The organism is Alistipes intestinihominis (assembly GCF_040095975.1).
In the GTDB taxonomy this organism is placed as follows: Bacteria; Bacteroidota; Bacteroidia; order Bacteroidales; family Rikenellaceae; genus Alistipes; species Alistipes senegalensis.
The window spans coordinates 51647-72364 of the sequence record NZ_JBBMFL010000018.1 but is presented as its reverse complement, the minus strand read 5'-3'; the positions used below and the strand labels follow the sequence as shown (position 1 = coordinate 72364).

The window sequence follows — 20718 nt, the reverse complement described above, 5'->3', positions numbered from 1 at the left end:
TCGCAATTTTAAGATTTAGTAACCCAGGTTCTGTTCGATATTGGTGTTGTCGTCGAGCACGCTGGTCGGGATCGGCAGCAGCACGCGGTTGTCGTTCATCGCACGGCGGACCTTGAAGTAGGAGTCGTAGGAGGACGAACCCTTGACGTTGACGCCGTCGCAGACCTCGATCAGTTTCGAATAATCGTCGCCGTAGCGCATCAGGTCGAACCAGCGGAAGCCCTCCATAGCCAGTTCGAGGCGACGTTCGTCGAGCACCGCTTCGCGCATCTGCGTCTCGGAGGCGCGCTGCGCGTCGGTCAGCTTGCCGAGGCCCGCGCGGCCGCGGATCTCGTCCACGATGTCGGCGGCGCCGCCCGGATCGCCCGAGTTGGCCAGCGCCTCGGCGTGCAGCAGCCGGATGTCGGCCAGACGCATCACGTAGACCGGCGTCACGTTGGTCGGGAACTTGTGCATGAAGGCGTATTCGTCGCTGGGATACTGGTACGACCAGCCGCATTCGTCGTAGACGACCGATGCGTTCAGGCGCTCGGTGTCGCCCGCGGCGTTATAGGCCCTCGTGAGGCTGCGCGACGGCGTGCTCCACTTGGCCCACGAGAAGCTGTCGTTGGGGACGTAGGCGTTGCGGTGGAACATCATCCACATCCACGAACCCGAAGTCTGGCTGGTCCACTGCACCTCGAAGATCGACTCGCGGGTGTTCATCGCGGCCATGCCCGTATCGCCCGTGGTGTAGGCCCAGAGGTCGCCGTAGCTGTCGCAGAGGCTGTAACCCATGCCCTCGACCGTCTGGCAGGCCGCAACCACCTTCGACCAGTCGCGGAACTCGCGCAGGGAGTAGAAACGCGCCATCAGGCCGTAGGCGAAGCCCTTGGTGATTTTGAACTTGTTCGAAGCGTCCATGTCGGGGGCGTATTTGCAGGCGTACTCCTCGATGTCCTTGACGATCTGTTCGCCGACGGTCTCCTTCGAGACGCGGGAGGGGAAGTAGAGCGGGTAGACCTCCTCGATGTTGTCGGCGTTGATGGCGGGCGGAATCTCGGTCAGCATCGGGATTTCGCCGAACAGCTGCATCATGTTGATCCAGATGTAGGCGCGCCAGCAAAGCGCCTCGGAAAGCCACTCCTTGTATTCCGCATCGGTGAGCGACGGGTCGTTCTCCTTCACGAGGTCGATATTGCAGATGACCTGGTTGGCATAGTCCACGGCGTTCATCGAATAGTTCCACATGGTGGCCGCGAATTCGTTGTCGCTGTCGATCTGGTTCTGTTCGACGGCCATAGTCTTCGTTTCGCCCGGGCAGCCGTAGGCGTTGTCGGCGCGGCTTTCGGCCAGGACGATGAGCTGGTACCAGTAGTTCTGGAAGTCGCCCTTCATGTAGTTGTACATGGCCGTAAGCTGGCCTTCGAGCAGTTCGCGGGTGTTGATGGCCGTTTCGGCGTCACCCGTGCCGGAGGTGTTGTTCTCGGCGTACATGGTTTCGGGGAATTTTTCGAGGCTGCACGACGAAGCCGCGACAACCAGCGAAAACACCGCAGCGTATGATAATATCTTTTTCATGATCGGTTCTTGTTTTCCGGAATTAGAAAGTAAGGTTCAGGCCCACGACCACCGTGCGGACGTTGGGATAGGTTCCCCAGTCGATGCCCATCTGCGTAGCGCTCTCCGACTGGCTCACCTCCGGATCGTAACCCGAATAGCCGGTCCAGGTGATGAAGTTCTGGAGCGAGACGTACGGCTGGATGCGCGTGATGTTGATGCGTTTGAGCTTGGGCGAGGTGATGTCGTAGGAGAGGGTGATGTTCTTCACCTTGAGATACGATCCGTCCTCCACCCAGTAGGTCGAGTTCTTCACGTTCCACGAGGGGTTGTCCGAGCGGAAGACATCGGTCTGCTGACCCGGGATGCGCCAGCGGCGCAGCACCGTGGTGGTCTGGTTGTTGGCCGTGGTCATGCCCTCGGTCTCGATGCGCGAGGCGTTGAAGATGTCGTTGCCGTAGGAGCCCGTGATGAGGATGTTCAGGTTGAACCCCCGCCACGAGAAGTTGTTGGTCATGCCGAACGTGAACTTGGGGTTGGCGTTGCCGATCCAGGTCTTGTCCAGCGGCGTGATTTCGCCGTCGCCGTTGCGGTCCTCGTAGATCAGGTCGCCCGTCTCGGGATCGACGCCCTTGGAGACGTAGCCCCAGAACATCGAAAGCGGATGGCCCGGCGTCATGCGGACGACGTTGTCGTTGGTGGCGTCGGAGGTCTTGGCGTAGTAGTAGACCTGTTTCAGGTCGAGTTTTTCGAGCTTGTTGCGGTTGAGCGAGACGTTCAGGTCGGTTGACCAGTTGAAATCCTTCCGGGCGATGTTGACCGACGAGAGGGTGATCTCGAAGCCCTGATTCGACATCTCGCCGTCGTTGCGCGTGATGTTCGGATAGGGCGACGGCAGGGGCACGCTCATCAGCATGTCCCTGGTGTATTTGTAGTAGTAGTCGAGCGACAGGCTCAGCCGGTTGTTCAGCAGCGCGAAGTCCAGACCGACGTTGGTCTGCGAGGTGGTCTCCCAGGTCAGGTCCTGATTCTTGATGTTGCTGCGTCCGCCGACGGTCGGCACGGCATGGGCGTTCTCGGTCAGCGTCCAGTCGTAGTAGTTCGTGCTGTACTGCTGCATCCAGCCGTATTCGGTGAGGCCCGCCTGATTACCGGTCTGTCCCCAGCCGGCGCGCAGCTTCAGGTCGTTGATCCACTGCACGTCGCTCAGGAACTTTTCGCCCGAGATGCGCCAGGCCGCCGAGAACGACGGGAAATAGCCCCAGCGGTGGCCGGGAGCCAGCTTCGAGGAGCCATCGGCGCGGAAATTGGCCGTCACGAGGTACTTGCTGTCGAAATTGTACGACACGCGCGCCAGGTAGGACATGATCGACCACTCCGACTTGCCGTAGCTCTGGCCGCGGACGCCGCCGTTGTTGCCGCCATTCAGATTGGGGATGGCGTTGTTGTTGGAGGCCGAGAAATAGGAGCGCGATCCCGAGAGCTGCTCCCACACGGAGGTCGTGGCCGATGTGCCGGCCATCACTTCGAGACTGTGGCGGTCGAAGGACTTGTTCCAGGTCAGGATGTTGTCGTAGACCATGCGCATGTCGTCGGAACGGGTGTCCGAGGCGGTTCCGTGCTGCGTCCGGCCGTAGGAGGTGCGGATCGGGTCGAGGAACGACGACGAGTGGACCCAGCGGCGGTCCATCGAAACCGTCGATTTGAAGGTCAGCCCCTTGGCCAGGTAGAAGGTCAGGCCGCCGGAAAGCAGCAGACGGTCGGTGACATTCTTGTCATAGTCCGTGCGGGCCATGTTTTCGAGAGGCGACGTGAGGTTGGCGCCGTAGAAATTGTTGTAGTACTGCTGGGGGTTCTCGGGGTCCCAGATCGGCGCATAGGTCGGGGTCGTGATGGCCGAAACGACCACGCCGGCGCGGTTGGCGCCCTGTCCCGAGATGATGGAACCCTTGGTGGTGTAGTGCGAGAAGGTGGTCGAGGCGTTGGCCGAAACCCATTTGAAGATCTTCTTGTCGAGGCTGGCCTTCACGTTGTAGCGGTCCGACGAAGTGGTGCTGATGATACCCGTTTCGTTGGTGTAGCCGCCGCCGAGGTAGTAGGACGAATTCTCGTCGCCGTTGGAGATCGAGAACTGGTAGTTCTGGTTGACGCCTGTCGAATAGGTTTCGTCGAACCAGTCGGTGACATCGGTGAGCGTCTCGGGAAGTCCCGATACGGCTCCGTTCTCCTCCATCAGTTCGCGGTACTGCCGGGCGTTGAGCACGTCGAAGCTCTTGGTCACCTTCGAGATGCCGACGAAGGTCGAGAACGAGATCTCGGGTCCCATCTTCCGGCTGCCCTGCTTGGTGGTGATGAGCACCACGCCGTTGGCGGCGCGCGAACCGTAGATGGCGGCCGACGAGGCGTCTTTCAGCACCTGCATCGACTCGATCTCGTTGGGCGAGAGGTAAGCGATGGCGTAGTTGCCCTCGCCCACGGGAACGCCGTCAACCACATAGAGCGGGTCGTTGCTCGACGAGATGGACGAAGCGCCGCGCACGCGGACCACCATGCCCTGACCGGGCGAGCCGTTGGGCTGGATGACCTGCACACCGGCGGCCTTGCCCTGCAAGGCTCCGGAAGCCGAGGTGATCGGACGGCGCGCGAGGTCGTCGGTCTTGACGATCGACACGGCCGTCGTGAGGTCCTTTTGTTTGACCGTACCGTAACCGATCGCCACCACGGCGTCGAGGGCCACGGCGTCTTCGCTGAGTTTCACGTCCACCTTCGTGCGGCCGTTCAGGGCGACCGTCTGCGAGACGAATCCCAGCGACTGGAAAATCAGGTTAGCAGAATTCCCCCCCCCTTTGAGTTTGAGGGTATAAGTGCCGTCTACGCCCGTCGTGGCACCGTTGGTGGTGCCCTGCTCGATGACCGTAGCCCCGATGACGGGTTGTCCCGACTGGTCGGTGACCGTTCCCGTCACGGTCGCCCGCTGCTGGGCCAGGACCGGAGCCGACACGATCAGCATAGCCGCCGCAAGCAGCAGCATCCATCCTGTCCGGCAGCCCGATTGCAGCTTTTTGCATACATGTACCATAGGAAATCAGATTTTAGGTTTTGGTTATTATTATAAATAGGTATGATGGATTCTTAAAAATTCAGTATAAACCCCGCTTCGTTTCTCTTAAATAAAAATAAACAACCTCTGCGACATGAAAAAAAATTAAACTGAATTTTGTAAACCGAAAACCCGTTCGTTAAAATATAATTTACTGATTATCAATATATTAATATTTTACTGTTTTCAAAAAAAAGTAGACGCCCCGGAATCTTTCCGCGGAAGAAAAAGCGTCGGGAAAACAATTAAATAAAAAATTTTAATTAATTCCGCCGTCCGAGCCGCCGGCAAAATCGGCGATAGCGTCGGCAAAACCGCCCGTTCCGTCGGTGATGCCGTAACGGCACTTTCAGTGTCGGGGATTTTTGCCGGGGCGCCCGGCAATGTTCAAATAAATTTGACATTGCCCCGCTTATTCGTACCTTGGCTGCGCCGAAGATACTCCGCCTCGGAAAAAATGCAAGCGAGCCCCGCTTTCCGAGGTCGGCTTATTCGTATCTTTGGCTGCGCCGAAGATACTCCCGCTCGGCAAAATGCAAGTAAACTTGCTTTTGCACTCGCTTATTCGTATCTTTGTTTGGACCTAACAGATACCGTCTGCCCATGAAAAACCTGTTGTTTACCGCCCTGCTGCTCGCCGCAACGCCATCCGTCCTGGCACAGAACGACCTGAAAAGCGTGCTCTCGCAACTCGACGCCACCCTCTCGCACCGCGACTCCTACATCGCAGGCCGCGAACAACGGATCGAATCGCTGAAAAGCATCCTCGGCAAATCGGACTTTTCGGACGCCCAGCGTTACATCCTGAACCAACAACTGATCGACGAATACACCCCCTACCAGGCCGATTCCACGATCGACTACCTCTACCGCAACATCAATCTGGCCAAAAAGATGCACGACGCACGGCGCCTCGACGAGAGCCGCATCCAACTGGCCTACCTTTACAGTTCGGCGGGCATCTACCTCGAAGCGGCCACCCTTCTGCAACAGATCGACACCGCGAAGCTCGACCGGAAACAACTGGTCGATTACTATGTCGCCCGCCACAAACTCAACGACGAACTCCAACTCTACTCCCACGACTCGGTGCAGGGCACGCAATCGTGGCACCTCACGGTGCTCTACGCCCGGCTGATCGTGGAGAACACCGAGCCGGAATCGACCACGCACCTCAATTTCAAGCTCTGGCAGGCGATCAACGACCGCAATTACGAGCAGGCGGTGGAGATCTCCGAACGGCTGTGCAACACCCTGCCGCCCCTTTCGCGCGGCTACGCCGAGGCGTCGTACATGCGGGCGCTGGTGGCGGACCTGATGGAGGACACCCTCACGGCGCAGGTGTGGTTCGCCCGCTCGGCGATGACCGACATCCAGCTGGCGATCCGCGACAATGCGGCGCTGAAAAGCCTTGCCAACACACTGCTCGACGACGACAACATCCAGCGGGCGATGCGCTACATGCGGATCGTCATGGACGACGCGCGGTTCTTCAACTCCCGGCTCCGGCCCTGGCAGGACGCGCTGGCCCTGCACGTCATCGAGGAAGCCTACATGGCCCGGCGGCAGCGGATGGACGCCATGTACAACATCTTCGTGGTGTCGATCGTCTGCTTCATGCTGCTGGCCCTCGGGGGCGTGATCTTCGTCCTGCGCCAGAACCGCAAGCTCAGCCTCGCGCGGCTCGAACTGCAACAGGCCAACAACCGGCTCAACATCTCGAACAACGACCTGCAACGGATCAACGAACAGCTGGCCGGCCTCAACAGCCAGATTTCCGAAGCCAACGAGGTGAAGGAAGAGTACATCGGCATTTTCCTGACGATGTGTTCGGAATACATCGACAAGATCATCGACTCGCGGCGCCGGGTGCGCCGTCTGCTGCGCGACGGGCGCATCGACGAACTGAAGAAGGAGTACGCATCGAGCGACGGCGACAGCCGCGAACTGGAGGAGTTCTACCGCAATTTCGACACGACGTTCCTGCAACTCTACCCCACGTTCATCGAGGACTTCAACTCGCTGCTGGACAAGGAGGCGCGCATCGAGCCCAAGAAGGGCGAACTGCTGAACACCGAGCTGCGCATCTTCGCGCTGATCCGGCTGGGCATCAACGACTCGTCGAAGATCGCCGCCCTGCTGCGCTACTCGGTGAGCACGATTTACAACTACCGTTCGAAGATCAAGGGTCACACGCTCGTTTCGCGGGACAATTTCGAGGAGCGCATCAAGACCATCGGGGCATTCAGCCCGCAGCACCTCTGACCGCTTCATCGGGACATTCCGCCCGACGGCATCTCCGGCCGCAAAGGCGAAAACAAAAGAGACCGCGGAAAATCCGCGGTCTCTTTTTATCGTCCGGGCCGACTCTCCGGCCCGCCCTTTCCGGCCCCTCCGGGAACTACTCGGCCGACTGGTCGGCAGCGGGCTGCTCGGCGGCCGGAATCTCGGCCTGCGGCATCGGGGCGGGAATCTCCGACTCGAGCACACGCTCCTGCAATGCCTTGGCGTCGTTCGAAATCTTCGTATTGCTCTCGATCACGCGGCCCTTGTCCATGGTCAGCGTAGCGGCGAGGCTCAGCACGACGATGGCGATGGCCATCGCCCAGGTGAACTTTTCGAGGAAATTGGAGGTCTCGCGCACACCCATGACCTGGTTCGACGCACCGAAATTGGCGGCCATGCCGCTCTTGGGGTTCTGCACCAACACCGCGAGGATCACCAATACGCTCGCAACGAGTATCAGGGCAATGCAAATCGTGTATAACATATCCGTAAATTTTAATTATTGTTATCTATTTTTCCAATTAACTCGGCAAAGTAAACACTTTTTTCGGGATTTAGCAAACTTAATTTGCGATAAATCGCCACGGCCCGGTCCCGAAGGCCCTGGGCGAGATAGATTTCGGCCAGCTCCTCGGAAACCACCTCGTCGTCATCCTCCAGTTCGGGACGGATCTGCACCTCCTCCTCGGGTTCCCCCTCCTGGGCGACGATGCGCAAATTCTCCTCCTTCAGGAAACGGTCGATGATCTCGTCGGACGAGAGCCGGTCCAGCGCCGAGGCATCGACATCCGGCATGCGCAGCGAACTCTCGGCCCGCCACGGAGCCGTCAGCACCGTCAGCGGGTCCTCCTCCCCGGTGACGATCCCGAGCAGGATACGCCCCGGAATGAACCACGGACAGGCCGCGACCAGCGCCCCGATCTCGGCGGCGGAGGGACGTGCGGCGGTGCGCGGGGCGGCGAAGTATGCTTTCAGATCGGTCATGTCAGGATCACCAGTTGGAGGCCGAAGCCTGGAAAATGTCGGTCACGAGTTTATCGACGATCTGCGGGATGAGCGTCCCCTCGACCTCCGTGAGCAGCTGCGTCGATTCGTAGTCCTCGTAGGCGCTGAAGGTCTTGTTCCACGAAGCCTTCTCGTCGAGGGCGTTCGTGAAGCGCACCTTGACGGTAATCGTCAGACGGTTGAGCAGGGCGTAGTCGTCGCTCGACACCGAAGCCGTCGTCGAGGTGTAGTTGACGATCTCGCCCTCGAAAGCGAAATCGCCGCCCTCATCGACCTGCATCAGGCGCGTGCGGCGCGTGAAAATATCGACCAGCGCTTCGGTGAGCGTCGAACTCAGGATCGGCGACACCATCGTCGCGTTGTTGGGGAAGTACGCCACCGAAAAGGTCTTGGCGTCGGGCGGGATCGAAGCGCCCGACAGCGAGTATTTGATGGCCACGCCGCAACCCGTGAACAGTGCGGCGCAAAGGGCCAGTATCGTAAGTCTGATCTTCATAAACTAAATCTCCTCTATACCTAACTCCTTTATCTTGCGGTATAGCGTGCGCTCCGACATGAACAGTTCGGCGGCGGCCTCGCGGCGGCGGCCGTTGTTGCGCCGCAGCGCGCGGACGATCTGTTCGCGCTGCATGTCGGCCTTGGTCATCTCCCGGGGCGGCTCGTCGGTCACCACCTTGCTCTCGGCATAGACCGGAGCCTGCGGCGGACAGGCGGGAACGGCCGGAATGAAACTGCTCTGCGCCGTGGACGGCAACAGGGCCTTGATGTCGCGGACCGACTCCGGACAGCGCCCCGCACCTTGGATCAGCTCGGCCATCATCCGTTTGAGGTCGTTGATGTCGGCGCGCATGTCGAACAGCACCTTGTAGAGCAGCTCGCGTTCGGTGGTCATGTCGTCCGGATGCGGCGCTCCGGCGGCCATCGGCGCACCGCCGCCCTGCGGGGGCAGGTATTTGGCCAGCACCTCGGCGGAGATCACCCGGGTCTGCTCGATGGCCGAGATCTGCTCGGCGACGTTCTTCAACTGGCGGATATTGCCCCGCCAGTAGTAGCGCATCAGCATCTCGCGGGCGCTGTCGTCGAGCGTCACGGCGGGCATGCGGTACTGCGCGGCCACGTCGGCGGCGAAGCGGCGGAACAACAGCGGAATATCCTCGGGACGCTCGCGCAGCGACGGCACGAGGATCGGCACCGTGCCCAGCCGGTAGTAAAGGTCCTCGCGGAAACGCCCCTTGGCGATGGCCTCCTGCAAATTGACGTTCGTGGCGGCGACGACGCGGACGTTGGTCTTCTGCACCTTCGACGAGCCCACGCGGATGAATTCCCCGGTCTGCAACACCCGCAGCAGGCGCGCCTGCGTCGAATGGGGCAGCTCGGCCACCTCGTCCAGGAAGATCGTGCCGCCGTCAGCCTCCTCGAAATAGCCCTTGCGGGCTTCGAGGGCCCCGGTGAAGGCGCCCTTCTCGTGGCCGAACAGCTCCGAGTCGATCGTTCCCTCGGGGATCGCCGCACAGTTGACGGCTATATATTTATTGTGTTTACGCGCCGAATAGGCATGGATGACCTGCGGAAAGAACTCCTTGCCCACACCGCTCTCGCCCGTGACGAGCACCGTCAGGTCCGTGGGGGCCACACGCAGGGCCACCTCCAACGCCCGGTCGAGGAGCGGGGAGGTGCCGATGATGCCGAAGCGCTGTTTTACGGTCGTGATGTCTGTCATTTATTCGTTCTGTTCGGGTTGTGAGACTCCCCCGGCGGCCGGCGCCTCGATGTATTCCGCTTCGGCCTGCCGTTCCTTCGCATCGCGCCAGTAACCGAAGGCGATGGCGCCCGCGGCGATCACGGCGGCGATGATCGCAATCCAGATGAACCAGTCGGCGCCGCGCCGCCGCGGAACGCGGTCAACATAGCGGCAGGCGTCGGTGTTCTTGTGCGGCTTGCCGTAGCGCAGTCCCCGCACCGACGGGTCGGGGTTCATCTTCGCCGAGGGCGACACGTGCGGCTCGGCGAAGGCCGTGCGGACGGCCTCGGCCAGTTTTCCCGGCTCCAGCTGAGGCGGGCGGACGGGCCTTTCACCGCCGGAAAGCGGCGCGGCAGGCGCAGGCGCATAGACGAAGGCGATGGTGCCGTTGGGACCGGGTTTCATCACCCCGAGACCTTCGAGCGGATACTCCTGTCCGCGCTCCACGGCGTGACGCACCTCGAAAACGAAGCGGTCGATCTCGCCGGCGGCCTCCAGATCCCCCGTTCCGCCGTCGCGCAGAAGCCCCCGCAGGACTCCGTCGTCGCGCTTGAGCAGTTCGGAAAAGACGATGCTCCGCTCCGGCTCCTTGACGATGAACGCGCCGAGCTGGGGCACGACCAGCCGCTTGTGAGCGGCCAGATATTGTTTTATAATGGGAATCAACACTGTCGAATCACGTTTTAATCCGGGTTCAAAAATACCTTTTTTCATAGAAAAAAGCAAAATATAACGCCCTTTTTCAAAATAATCGGACAAAGTGTTGGTTATCCGGAAAATATTCACTTGATTTGCATCCCGATTTTTTGAAAAATCCGGGCGAGCTACTTCGGCCGAAAATTCACGATGTAGCCGAGCCGGATCGGAAAAACCATACCGAACGAACCATGAAAGACAAGTACATCGACCTGATCGAACAATCGTTCGATTTCCCGCAGGATGAGTTCACCGTCGAGGACAACGAGCTGAATTTCCACGACATTCCGTTGATGGAACTGATCAAACAGTACGGAACTCCGCTCAAAATCACCTACCTGCCGAAGATCTCCCAACAGATCAACCGCGCCAAGCGCATGTTCAATGTGGCGATGGCGAAGGTCGATTACAAGGGTTCGTACAACTACTGCTACTGCACCAAGTCGAGCCACTTCTCGTTCGTGCTGGAGGAGGCCATGAAGAACGACATCCATCTGGAGACCTCGTCGGCCTACGACATCCACATCATCAACGCCCTCTACGACGGCGGCATCATCGACAAGGACCGTTACATCATCTGCAACGGCTTCAAGCGCCCGCAGTACGTCGAGAACATCGCCCAGCTCGTGAACGACGGCTTTTCGAACACGATCCCCGTGCTGGACAACAAGGAGGAGCTCGAACTCTTCGAGGACGCCTTCACCAAGAAGTGCAAGGTCGGCATCCGCATCGCCTGCGAGGAGGAGCCCAAGTTCGATTTCTACACCTCGCGGCTGGGCATACGCTACAACGACATCGTCGATTTCTACAAGGCCAAGCTCAAGAACAGCAAGAAATTCCAGCTCAAGATGCTGCACTTCTTCATCAACACCGGCATCAAGGACACGGCCTACTACTGGAACGAGCTGTCGAAGTGCATGAACGTCTACTGCGAACTGAAAACCGTCTGCCCCGAGCTGGACAGCCTCAACATCGGCGGCGGATTCCCGATCAAGAACTCGCTCAACTTCGAGTACGACTACGAATACCTCACCGAAGAGATCGTGGCGCAGATCAAGAACATCTGCCAGCGCAACGGCGTCGAGGAGCCCAACATCTTCACCGAATTCGGATCGTTCACCGTGGGCGAAAGCGGCGCGGCGCTCTACTCGATCGTCAACCAGAAGCAGCAGAACGACCGCGAGAACTGGTACATGATCGACTCGTCGTTCATCACCACCCTGCCCGACACGTGGGGCATCAACCAGCGCTACATCATGCTGGCCGTGAACAACTGGGACAAGGAGTACCAGCGCGTGCTGCTGGGGGGACTGACGTGCGACAGCGAGGATTTCTACAACTCGGAGTGCCACACCAGCGCCATTTTCCTGCCGAAACTCGAAAAGGGCAACACGCAGTACATCGGATTCTTCCACACGGGAGCCTATCAGGAGTCGCTGGGCGGCTTCGGCGGCATCCAGCACTGCCTGATCCCCGCGCCCAAGCACATCATCATCGACCGCGACAAGTCCGACAACGAGTATTACACGCGCCTGTTCGCCAAGGAACAGTCCTACCGCTCGATGCTCCGCATACTCGGATACTGATCCGCACGTGCCTGCAAGCGCGTGTAACATCCGATTCACTCCAAGTCCTCCCCCGCCAAAAGGGAGGACTTTTTTTAGTATTAGTACGCGCGCGAGTGCCGGGATTGCGGAAAAATTCGTAACTTCGGCGTCAAAACATGAATTTCAGTCTTACGATGAAAAACAAGATACGGATCTGGAAAACTGCGGTTCTCGCGGGAACCCTGCTCTTCCTGTCCGGAACGGCCGCGGCGCAAACGCCTCCGGGCACGGCTCCCCCGGCCGACGAAACGACATCCAAAGCTCCCGACAGTCTCCGTCACCGCGGCAGCGACGCTTACCGCGCGGGATACCGGGCAGGGTACCGCGCAGGTTACGAAGCCGGGCTGCGCGGACGGTCCGGATTCGACGCCAGCCGGGTCCCCGACGCCGGGAATACGGCCCGCAGCGGCAAGACGGCCTCCGAACGCCGCTTCATGCACCGCCTCGGCGGCGAGTTCCGCCCCGAATACATCTTCCCGACCAACCCCTTCGTGCAGGGCAACAACACGGCCGGGCAGCCCATCGACCTCTCGCTCTCGGGACACCTCCGCTACTCGTTCCAGTTCCGCCCGGGATCGCTCCCCGACCGGATCTACGGCGGCGCCTATCAGGGCATCGGGCTCGCCTACTACGACTTCGGGAACCCCGACGAGCTGGGCAACCCGGTCGCGGCCTACCTCTTCCAGGGAGCCCGCATCGCCCGCATCAGCCCCCGGCTGTCGTTCGACTACGAGTGGAATTTCGGCCTTTCGTTCGGCTGGAAGCCCTACGACGAGGAGACCAACCGGCTCAACATGATGATGGGATCGAAGATGAACGCCTTTCTCAACGTCGATTTCTTCCTCAACTGGATGGTCACGCGCGAAGTCGATTTCTCGGCGGGCGTCTCGCTCTCGCACTTCTCCAACGGCAACACCAAGTTCCCCAATGCGGGCCTCAACTCCGTGGGCCTGCGCGCCGGACTGACCTACAATTTCGGCCGCAACCCCTCCGAAGCCCCCACGACAACCGCCTATCCGGCCTTCCCGCGCCATTTCAGCTACGATCTCACGCTGTTCGGCTCGTGGCGCCGCAAGGGCATCGAGGACGGCGACATACAGGTAGCCGCACCGGACGCCTATACGGTCGTGGGGTTCAATTTCGCCTCGATGTACAACTTCGGCTACAAGTTCCGCGCGGGCGTGTCGCTCGACGGCGTTTACGACGGCAGCGCCAACATCTCCATCGCCGACCAGCTCGTACCGATGGGCGGCAGGCCGGACCTCGTGGTGGAAAAACCCGGATTCGACAGGCAGATCGCCCTGGGAGTTTCGGCCCGCGGAGAGTTCGTGATGCCCTACTTCAATATCGGCATCGGACTGGGCGTCAACGTCCTGCACAAGGGCGGCGACCTGAAATCATTCTACCAGATGCTGACCCTGAAAGTCGCCGTGACGCACAGTTCCTACGTCCACATCGGATACAGCCTGCGCGACTTCCACATGCCCAACTTCCTGATGCTGGGCGTCGGCTACCGCTTCAACAACAAATACCCCCGGCACCGCTGACACGCAAAACCCCGGCCTCACAGCCGGGGTTTTTCATTTCGGGCGGACGAGATCACGCCCCGAAGAGGAATGCGAAAGGCTTGGCGCTCTTGCGGAATTTCGCCGTAGCGTCGCCCGCGTAGCTCTGTCCGCCGGCGAGCGTAAGGGTCCGCTCGCCGCTGCCCTTCGAAAAGTCGATCGCCGCGAGGTCGATCCAGAAAGTCTCCATCGCCAGCGTCGGTTCGAAGTAATAGACCCGGTTCTTCTGGTCGCAGACCGTGCGCCAGCGCGTCGAGGCGATGTGCGGTTTGTCAGGCGTCGAAACGCCGTAGGGCACCGAAACGTTGCGCATGACCGACATCACGGCCGGCACGGCGATCTTCGGATCGGCCGACTGCGCGACGGCATTGATATAGAACGACGCCCGCACGAAACGGTCCGAAGCGCGGTTTGTTCCCGGCAGCATCGTGAGCCCCCCGATCTGCTGCCAGTAGCCGAGGATCGCCAGCTGGTCGGCGTAGAAAGGCGAATTGGTCATCACCTGATACTGGCGTCCGTGGTGGATTTCCAGCTTGCCGTCGCGGTATTCGAAAATCGCGCTGTCGCCCGAAGCGTCGGAGATCGCCAGGTGGAGCCGCGATTTCACGCCGTTCGGCAGGTCGGGGGCGTCGATGCGGAACGCCTCCTTCTCCAGTTCGGCGACGGCCTCGTCCACCGTGGCGAAATTGTCCAGCACATACTGCGTCCAGATGCTCAGCCCCATCACGGGGCGCGTGTCGCCGGGACGCTCGTAGACCGATTCGGGCAGGAAGAGCAGGTTGGCGACCAGCCCGGCCTCGTTCATGCCGTCGGTGATGCCGATGTCGTAGCCGGCAGCCGAGAGCGTGCCGTATTTCGAGGTCCAGAAAACGGTGTTGTCCGTATTCGCGCCGCGGCGCGCGGTGCCGCGCGGAAAGATGTAAAGGTTGGTGAGCGGATCTTCGCGCCAGTCCATCGTGCGGCCCGTCGCGGTCATGCCGTCGGGTCCGAGATAAACGGCGCGGGTGCAGGCTTCGGCCTGGGGCGGGAAGACGGCCAGCGCAGCGGCGCCCAGCATCGTCATAACGGGAGTTTTCATAAATCAGGTGTTTTTAGTCCGGCCGTTCCGCTGCAAAAAAAGTGCAAAAGCCGCCGCCATTCGCCGCAAGGAACGCGGACGGAAGCAATGACCGGGGTAAATTTGGTTCGGCGGAGGGATTGCACTATCTTTGCGGAGGATAAACCACCGCTCGGACAGGCGGCGCCCCGGCACAGTCGCATGAATTCGCCTCTGCTCCCGGCTCGCACAACTGTCTTTGCGAAAAACCGCAGAACGATGCAGATCACCAAAGCCGAATTCAAATGCTCTTCGGAGCGCATATCGCAGGTCCCGAAAGACGGCCTGAAAGACATCGCTTTCATCGGGCGCAGCAACGTCGGCAAGTCGTCGCTCATCAACATGCTCACCGCCCGCGGAGGGCTGGCCAAGGTGTCGGGAACGCCCGGCAAAACCCGTCTGGTGAACCATTTCCGCATCAACGACGCCTGGTATCTCGTCGATCTGCCCGGCTACGGCTACGCCCGCACGTCGAAGACGCAGCGCGGAGAGTTCTCGAAACTCATCACCGACTACGTTCTCAAATGCGAGAAGATGCACTTCCTGTTCGTGCTGGCGGACATCCGGCTCGAACCCCAGAAGATCGACCTGCGCTTCATCGAGATGCTGGGCGAGAACGGCATCCCGTTCGCCATCATCTTCACCAAGGCCGACAAACTCTCGAAAACCCAGCAGCAGAAGAGCGTGGAGCGCTTCCGCACGGCGCTCGCCGAACAGTGGGAGGAGCTGCCGCCGATGTTCGTCTCCTCGTCGGAGAAAGGCACCGGACGCGAAGAGATCCTCGCCTTCATCGACGAATGCCTGCGTCAAAACTGACCCCCGAAGCCCCGGAAACGGAGGCGAAACGGCCGGCCGCGGGAGCGAAAACCGCCCCGTTCCGGAAATGTTTAACCGATTGTTGAAAAAATGCGCCCGCGCGGAGGCATTTTTTAATCCTATTGTCCTATATTTGCAGCGTCAAAAAAATCCTCGTAACCTATGGCTATCCACAAAATCAAAATCTTCACCGGACGCGGTTCGGAATACCTGGCCACCAAAATCGCCGCGAGCTTCGGCACGACGCTCGGACAGTCGGAGGTCCTGCGTTTCAGCGACGGCGAATTTCAGCCCTGCTACAACGAGTCGATCCGCGGCTGCACGGTCTTCATCATCCAATCGACCTTCCCGCCCTCGGACAACCTCATGGAGCTGTTGATGATGATCGACGCCGCACGCCGCGCGTCGGCCTATCAGGTCGTGGCCGTGGTGCCCTACTTCGGCTGGGCGCGCCAGGACCGCAAGGACCGCCCCCGCGTGCCGATCGGCGCCAAGCTGGTGGCCAACATGCTGATGGCCGCAGGTGTGGACCGCGTGATGACGATGGACCTGCACGCCGACCAGATTCAGGGATTTTTCGACGTTCCGGTCGATGCCCTCTACGCCAGCGGCATCTTCGTACCCTACATCAAGAGCCTCAACATCGAGGACCTCTCGATCGCGGCTCCCGACATGGGCGGCGCCAAACGCGCCAACAACTACTCCAAACTGCTGGGGACGCCGATCATCATTTCGCACAAGGAGCGCGCGAAAGCCAACGTCGTGGGCAAGATGACCGCCATCGGCGACGTGGAAGGCCGCAACGTGCTGATCGTCGATGACATGATCGACACCGCCGGCACGATCTGCATGGCCGCCGACATGCTCATGGCCCGCGGGGCGAAGAGCGTCCGCGCCGCCATCACCCACCCGGTGCTTTCGGGCCCGGCCTACGAGCGCATCAACGACAGCGCCCTGCAAGAGGTGATCGTGACGGACACCATTCCGCTCAACCCCGACAAGGACCTGCACAAATTCACCGTCCTGTCGGTCGCCGACCTCTTCGCCGACGTTATCGAACGCGTGCACAACTACAAGGAGATTTCGTCGATCTTCTCCAAATAGGAGAAGCGGCCGACTCACTCCATAAAAATCCCCCGGAACCTTGCGGAAAGGCAGGTTCCGGGGGATTTTCCGTTCACGGGAGAAAGGCTACCCCGCTTTCTCGCCGCTCTTGGAGCGGCTGCGGACATACTCCGTGGGCAGGCACCCGACGTGCTTCTTGAAGCTCGTGGCGAAATACGACGGGGAGTTGAAGCCCACCATCGAACTGATCTCCGAAATCGAATATTTGCGGTCCAGCAGCAGTTTGCAGGCGTAGTTGAAGCGGATCTTGCGGATGAACTTCGTGGCCGACTCGCCCGTGATGGACTTCATCTTCAGATGGAGGTTCGAACGGCTCATGCAGAGCGCCTTGCTGAAATCGTTCGACGAGAACTCCTCGTTGTCCATGTTCTCCTCGACGATGCGGATGGCCTTCTTCAGGAACTCCCCGTCCATCGAGTTGGAGGTGATCTTGTCGGGGTCGATCTCCGCGTCGTCCGAATAGTAGTGGCGCATCCGGTAGCGGGCTTTCAGCAGGTTCTGGACGTTGGCCGCGAGCAGCGAGATCGACAGCGGCATCGGCAGGTAGCTGTCGGCCCCGGCCTCGATGCCCGTGATCTGCTCCTCGACGCTGCCCTCCGCGGCGAGAAGCACCACCGGAATATGGCACGTGCGGATATTCTGCTTCACCGCCTGACAGAGTTTCAGCCCGTCGAGCCCCGGCAGCACCCGGTCGGCGATGATGATGTCGGGTTCCAGCGTTTTGAGCCTTTCGAGGGCCTCGTTGCCGTCGGAAAAGGTCTCCACGCCGTAACGGGCCTTGAAATGGTCGGCGATGTAGCGCGCGACCTCAGCGTTGGCTTCGGCGACGAGAATCGTGCCGCGCTTCTCCTCCGAAGCCTCCTCGTCGGGGGCGAAATCGCCGCTCTCGCCCGACCACTCCTCGGGCAGGAACTTCTCAGCATCGCGGATGATCGAGGCGCGCACGTCGTGCTCCCCGGCGCGCTTCCCGGCCGGATAGGCCGCTATGTCGTCGGGCAGCGTGATGGTGAACTCCGAGAAGCGCCCCGGCTCGCTCCGCAGCGAGATCGAACCCTCGTGCAGCTCGACGATGCGGCGGACGATCGACAGCCCGATGCCCGACCCGGCGTGGGATTCGTTGACCTGGTAGAAACGTTCGAAAATGCGCTCCTGCTGGTCCTGCGGAATGCCGATGCCGGAGTCGCGGACCGTGAGGCGGAAACACCCCTCGCCGCGTTGCAGGGCGACGCGGACGATGCCGCCGTCGGGCGTGAACTTGAAGGCGTTGGAGAGCAGGTTCGTGAGCATCATTTCGAGGAACATCCTATCGACGGGCAGCGCCTCGCCTTTCAGCTCAGAGCTGAGGATATAGTCCATGTCGCGGTTCTGGGCCACCTCCTCGAACATCGAGAAGACCTCGGCGACGATGGCATCGACATCCTGCACGGCGACCTTCATCTTGAACATCTCCAGCTCGGCCTTGCGATAGTCCAGCAACTGGTTGATGATATGCAGCAGTTTGAGGCTGTTGCGGTAGATGTAGTTCAGGCGCGAGGCGACGTATTTGTCGGCCGTGCCGTGCTCGCGAATCTCCTGCAAGGGCGAGAGTATCAGCGTCAGCGGCGTGCGCAGTTCGTGCGAAAGGTTGATGTAGAAGCGTATCTTCTCCTGACTGAGCTGGCCGATGGACTCCTTTTCCAGCCGCTCCACGCGCAGCTGCATCTTCATCTTGATACGTCCCAGCAGCGCCGCCACGACGCCCCCGACGAATCCCAGCGCGAGCAGCACCCACAGAATCTTCGCCGCAAGGGTCTGCCACCACATCGGCAGCACGCGGATTTCGACCGTCGCGGGCTCGTCGTTCCAGCGTCCGTCGTTGTTCGCCGCGCGGACCTTGAAGAGGTAGTGCCCGGGCTTGAGGTTCGAGTAGTTGGCTTCGAGATGCGACGTTTCGTACCAGCGGGTGTTGAATCCCTCCAGCTTGTAGGCGAAGGTGTTGCGGCCTCCGGCCAGCGGATTGACCGCCACGAAGCGCACCGTGAAGATGTTGCGCACCGAAGGGAACGCCGCCGCGACGACGCGCCCGGCCGAATCGCGTTCGATGCGCACGCGGCGGTCGCCGTCCGAATCGGCCACATCGACGCCCGTGATCTGCGGCGCGGGCGCAAAGGGGTTGTCCACGAGATCGTGGGGCCGGAACCAGGTGATGCCGCCGATGCCGCCGAACCAGAAAACGCCGTCGCGGCTCCGGCAGTAGGAGTAGATGTTGAACTGGTTGTTGGCGATGCCGTCGCACAACGAGTAGCGGCGGAAGGTGTTCTTCTGCGTGTCGAAGCAGGCCAGTCCGTTGTTGGTCGAGATCCACAGCCGCGCCAGCTCGTCTTCGAGGATGCCGTAGACGAAATCGTTGGGGAGCCCGTCGGCCACGGTGAAGCGCGTGAACGAATTGTCCGGGGCGTTGTAGCGGAAAAGCCCCTGCCGGGTGCCTATCCAGATGTTACGGTGCGTATCCTCCGCGACGCACATGACCGGAACATCCTGCCGGAGGGGGGGGGAAATTCCGTTCTTCGCAAGGGTCAGTTCGCAGGCCATGACCTGCTTCACGTCGGGCTGCCAGAGGTACAGCCCCGCCCCGGTGCCGATCCACACGCGGCCCTTCGAGTCGCGGAAGAGCGTCGTGATCTGCAACGACCCCAGTTTGGATTCGTAATCGGTGCAGAGGTGGCGCGAGAAGCGTCCCGCGGCGATGTCGAACGACAGCAGGCCGTTGAGCGTGCCGACCCACAGCGTGCCGTCGCCGCCGTCGAGCAGCGAATAGCAGCTGTTGTTGATCGGGATCGAAGCGTTGACCGGGTAGTGGCGCGTGCGCCGCGTCGCAACGTCCATCGAGCTCAGGCCCCCGGCATGGGTGCCGATCCACACGCGCCCGCGGCCGTCGGGAAGCACGCACTTGACGTTGTTCGACAGCAGGGCGCCGTTGGCGGTGTTGAGCTCCGAGAAACGCCCCGTGCGGCGGTCGTAGAGGTTCACGCCGTCGTCGTTGGTGCCGATCCAGAGGCTCTCCGACGAGGGGTCCTCGACGATGCAGCTCACCGTATTGTCGCCCAGCGAATTGCGCACCGGATCGTGGCGCAGGATGCCGAAACGCCGGGCCAGCGGGTGATAGTAGCTCACACCGCCGTAATAGGTCCCGAGCCAGACGCCCCGCTGGGCGTCGATGAAGATGGAACGGATCGAATTGTGGCTCAGCGACCCCGGGTCGGAGGTATGGACGTGACGTTCGAAGCGTCCGCTCTGCGGGTCGCGGATCGAAAGCCCGTCGAAGGTCCCGATCCAGAGACGCCCTTCGGAGTCGGTTTTCAGCACCCGGATGTAGTCCGAAACCAGCCCGGGATTCGATGCGGCGTCATAGCGTCCGGTGACCTGCAACGCGCCGTCGAGACGGTAGAGGCCGTTGCCGTGGGTGGCGACCCAGTATCCGTCGCCGTCGGCGACGATGCTGGCGATGTCGTAGCGGGCCATCTGCGGCAGGATGCGCACGGCGTTGCCGTATGTCGAGGAATAGGTGTAGACGCCGTTGGAGGTCCCGACAAGGAATCCGTCGCGCGAGGGACAGACGGCATGTACGCTGATGCCCGCGAGGTAGGTCCGGATTTCGAGCTCGCGGCTCTCGCGGTCGAAGAGCACGATGCCGAGATCGGTGGCGAGAATCAGATCGCCGTCGGCCGTGGCGGCGATGTCGGCGACCTGCATGTTGCGCCCTTCGAGGCGGAAATTCTCGAACCGCTGCGTCGCCGCGTCGTAACACGACAGTCCCGACGCCGTGCCGATCCAGAGCAGGCCCCCGTCGGCGTAGAGCGCGTTGACGGAGTTGTCGCCCAGGCTCTGCGGATCGCCCTCCACGCAGCGGAACACCGAGAACGAATAGCCGTCGTAGCAGTTCAGCCCGTCCTGCGTGCCCATCCAGATACGCCCCATCCCGTCCTGCGCAATGGCCAGCACGGTGCTCTGCGACAATCCTTCGTTGACCGACAGCGTGCGGAATTCGATGGCCGCGGCGAAGGCCCTGCCGGAAAAAACGGAAAGAAGTGCGAACAGGAGAAGCGTAGGTTTGAGTTTCAGCATATCGTAGAGGCTTGGGAGGCTAAATATACGTTTTTTTT

Annotated in this window: 14 protein-coding genes; 5 read left to right on the top strand and 9 right to left on the bottom strand. The window is 60.8% G+C overall.

What is annotated here, in order from left to right:
• Positions 1-15: 15 nt before the first annotated feature.
• Both WMO46_RS13385 and WMO46_RS13380 read right to left on the bottom strand, forming a co-directional pair.
• Positions 16-1560, bottom strand: coding sequence for a RagB/SusD family nutrient uptake outer membrane protein (locus tag WMO46_RS13385; protein ID WP_281717350.1), 1545 nt, complete (start codon positions 1558-1560; stop codon positions 16-18).
• Between the two features lie 22 nt (positions 1561-1582).
• On the bottom strand, positions 1583-4618 hold the full coding sequence (locus WMO46_RS13380) for a SusC/RagA family TonB-linked outer membrane protein (RefSeq protein ID WP_196017790.1): 3036 nt from the start codon (positions 4616-4618) through the stop codon (positions 1583-1585).
• 624 nt (positions 4619-5242) lie between these two features.
• Here WMO46_RS13380 and WMO46_RS13375 point away from each other — a divergent pair.
• Positions 5243-6904, top strand: a complete 1662-nt coding sequence (locus WMO46_RS13375; RefSeq protein WP_349094524.1) for a DUF6377 domain-containing protein — start codon at positions 5243-5245, stop codon at positions 6902-6904.
• A 136-nt stretch (positions 6905-7040) separates the two neighbouring features.
• On the opposite strand, the gene secG is transcribed toward WMO46_RS13375, so the two are convergent.
• From secG to WMO46_RS13350, 5 genes are read right to left on the bottom strand one after another with little or no spacing between them, the layout of a single operon-like run.
• Entirely contained in the window at positions 7041-7409 is a 369-nt protein-coding gene (gene secG / locus WMO46_RS13370) for a preprotein translocase subunit SecG (protein WP_026076512.1), read from the bottom strand.
• Between the two features lie 11 nt (positions 7410-7420).
• On the bottom strand, positions 7421-7909 hold the full coding sequence (locus WMO46_RS13365) for a hypothetical protein (protein ID WP_278966414.1): 489 nt from the start codon (positions 7907-7909) through the stop codon (positions 7421-7423).
• A gap of 7 nt (positions 7910-7916) precedes the next feature.
• Positions 7917-8426 (bottom strand): LptE family protein, encoded by a 510-nt coding sequence (locus tag WMO46_RS13360; protein ID WP_195496423.1) that lies wholly within the window; start codon positions 8424-8426, stop codon positions 7917-7919.
• Between the two features lie 3 nt (positions 8427-8429).
• On the bottom strand, positions 8430-9650 hold the full coding sequence (locus tag WMO46_RS13355) for a sigma-54 interaction domain-containing protein (protein WP_195496422.1): 1221 nt from the start codon (positions 9648-9650) through the stop codon (positions 8430-8432).
• The gene (locus tag WMO46_RS13350; RefSeq protein WP_044118625.1) at positions 9651-10340 is read right to left on the bottom strand and encodes a hypothetical protein; all 690 of its coding nucleotides are present in this window, start codon (positions 10338-10340) and stop codon (positions 9651-9653) included. It abuts the gene before it with no gap.
• Between the two features lie 218 nt (positions 10341-10558).
• Between WMO46_RS13350 and WMO46_RS13345 the strand changes: the two genes are divergently transcribed.
• Both WMO46_RS13345 and WMO46_RS13340 read left to right on the top strand, forming a co-directional pair.
• Positions 10559-11953 (top strand): type III PLP-dependent enzyme domain-containing protein, encoded by a 1395-nt coding sequence (locus WMO46_RS13345; protein ID WP_026076513.1) that lies wholly within the window; start codon positions 10559-10561, stop codon positions 11951-11953.
• A 155-nt stretch (positions 11954-12108) separates the two neighbouring features.
• Positions 12109-13521 carry an acyloxyacyl hydrolase gene (locus tag WMO46_RS13340; protein WP_349094523.1) on the top strand — a complete coding sequence of 471 codons (1413 nt, stop codon included), beginning with the start codon at positions 12109-12111 and terminating at the stop codon, positions 13519-13521.
• 52 nt (positions 13522-13573) lie between these two features.
• On the opposite strand, the gene WMO46_RS13335 is transcribed toward WMO46_RS13340, so the two are convergent.
• Positions 13574-14617 (bottom strand): linear amide C-N hydrolase, encoded by a 1044-nt coding sequence (locus WMO46_RS13335; RefSeq protein WP_278818734.1) that lies wholly within the window; start codon positions 14615-14617, stop codon positions 13574-13576.
• Between the two features lie 237 nt (positions 14618-14854).
• On the opposite strand from WMO46_RS13335, the gene yihA reads away from it, so the two are divergent.
• Both yihA and WMO46_RS13325 read left to right on the top strand, forming a co-directional pair.
• Positions 14855-15451 carry a ribosome biogenesis GTP-binding protein YihA/YsxC gene (gene yihA / locus WMO46_RS13330; protein WP_019150721.1) on the top strand — a complete coding sequence of 199 codons (597 nt, stop codon included), beginning with the start codon at positions 14855-14857 and terminating at the stop codon, positions 15449-15451.
• A 162-nt stretch (positions 15452-15613) separates the two neighbouring features.
• On the top strand, positions 15614-16555 hold the full coding sequence (locus tag WMO46_RS13325) for a ribose-phosphate diphosphokinase (RefSeq protein ID WP_019150722.1): 942 nt from the start codon (positions 15614-15616) through the stop codon (positions 16553-16555).
• 87 nt (positions 16556-16642) lie between these two features.
• On the opposite strand, the gene WMO46_RS13320 is transcribed toward WMO46_RS13325, so the two are convergent.
• Positions 16643-20680 carry a hybrid sensor histidine kinase/response regulator transcription factor gene (locus tag WMO46_RS13320; RefSeq protein ID WP_349094522.1) on the bottom strand — a complete coding sequence of 1346 codons (4038 nt, stop codon included), beginning with the start codon at positions 20678-20680 and terminating at the stop codon, positions 16643-16645.
• Between the last annotated feature and the right edge of the window lie 38 nt (positions 20681-20718).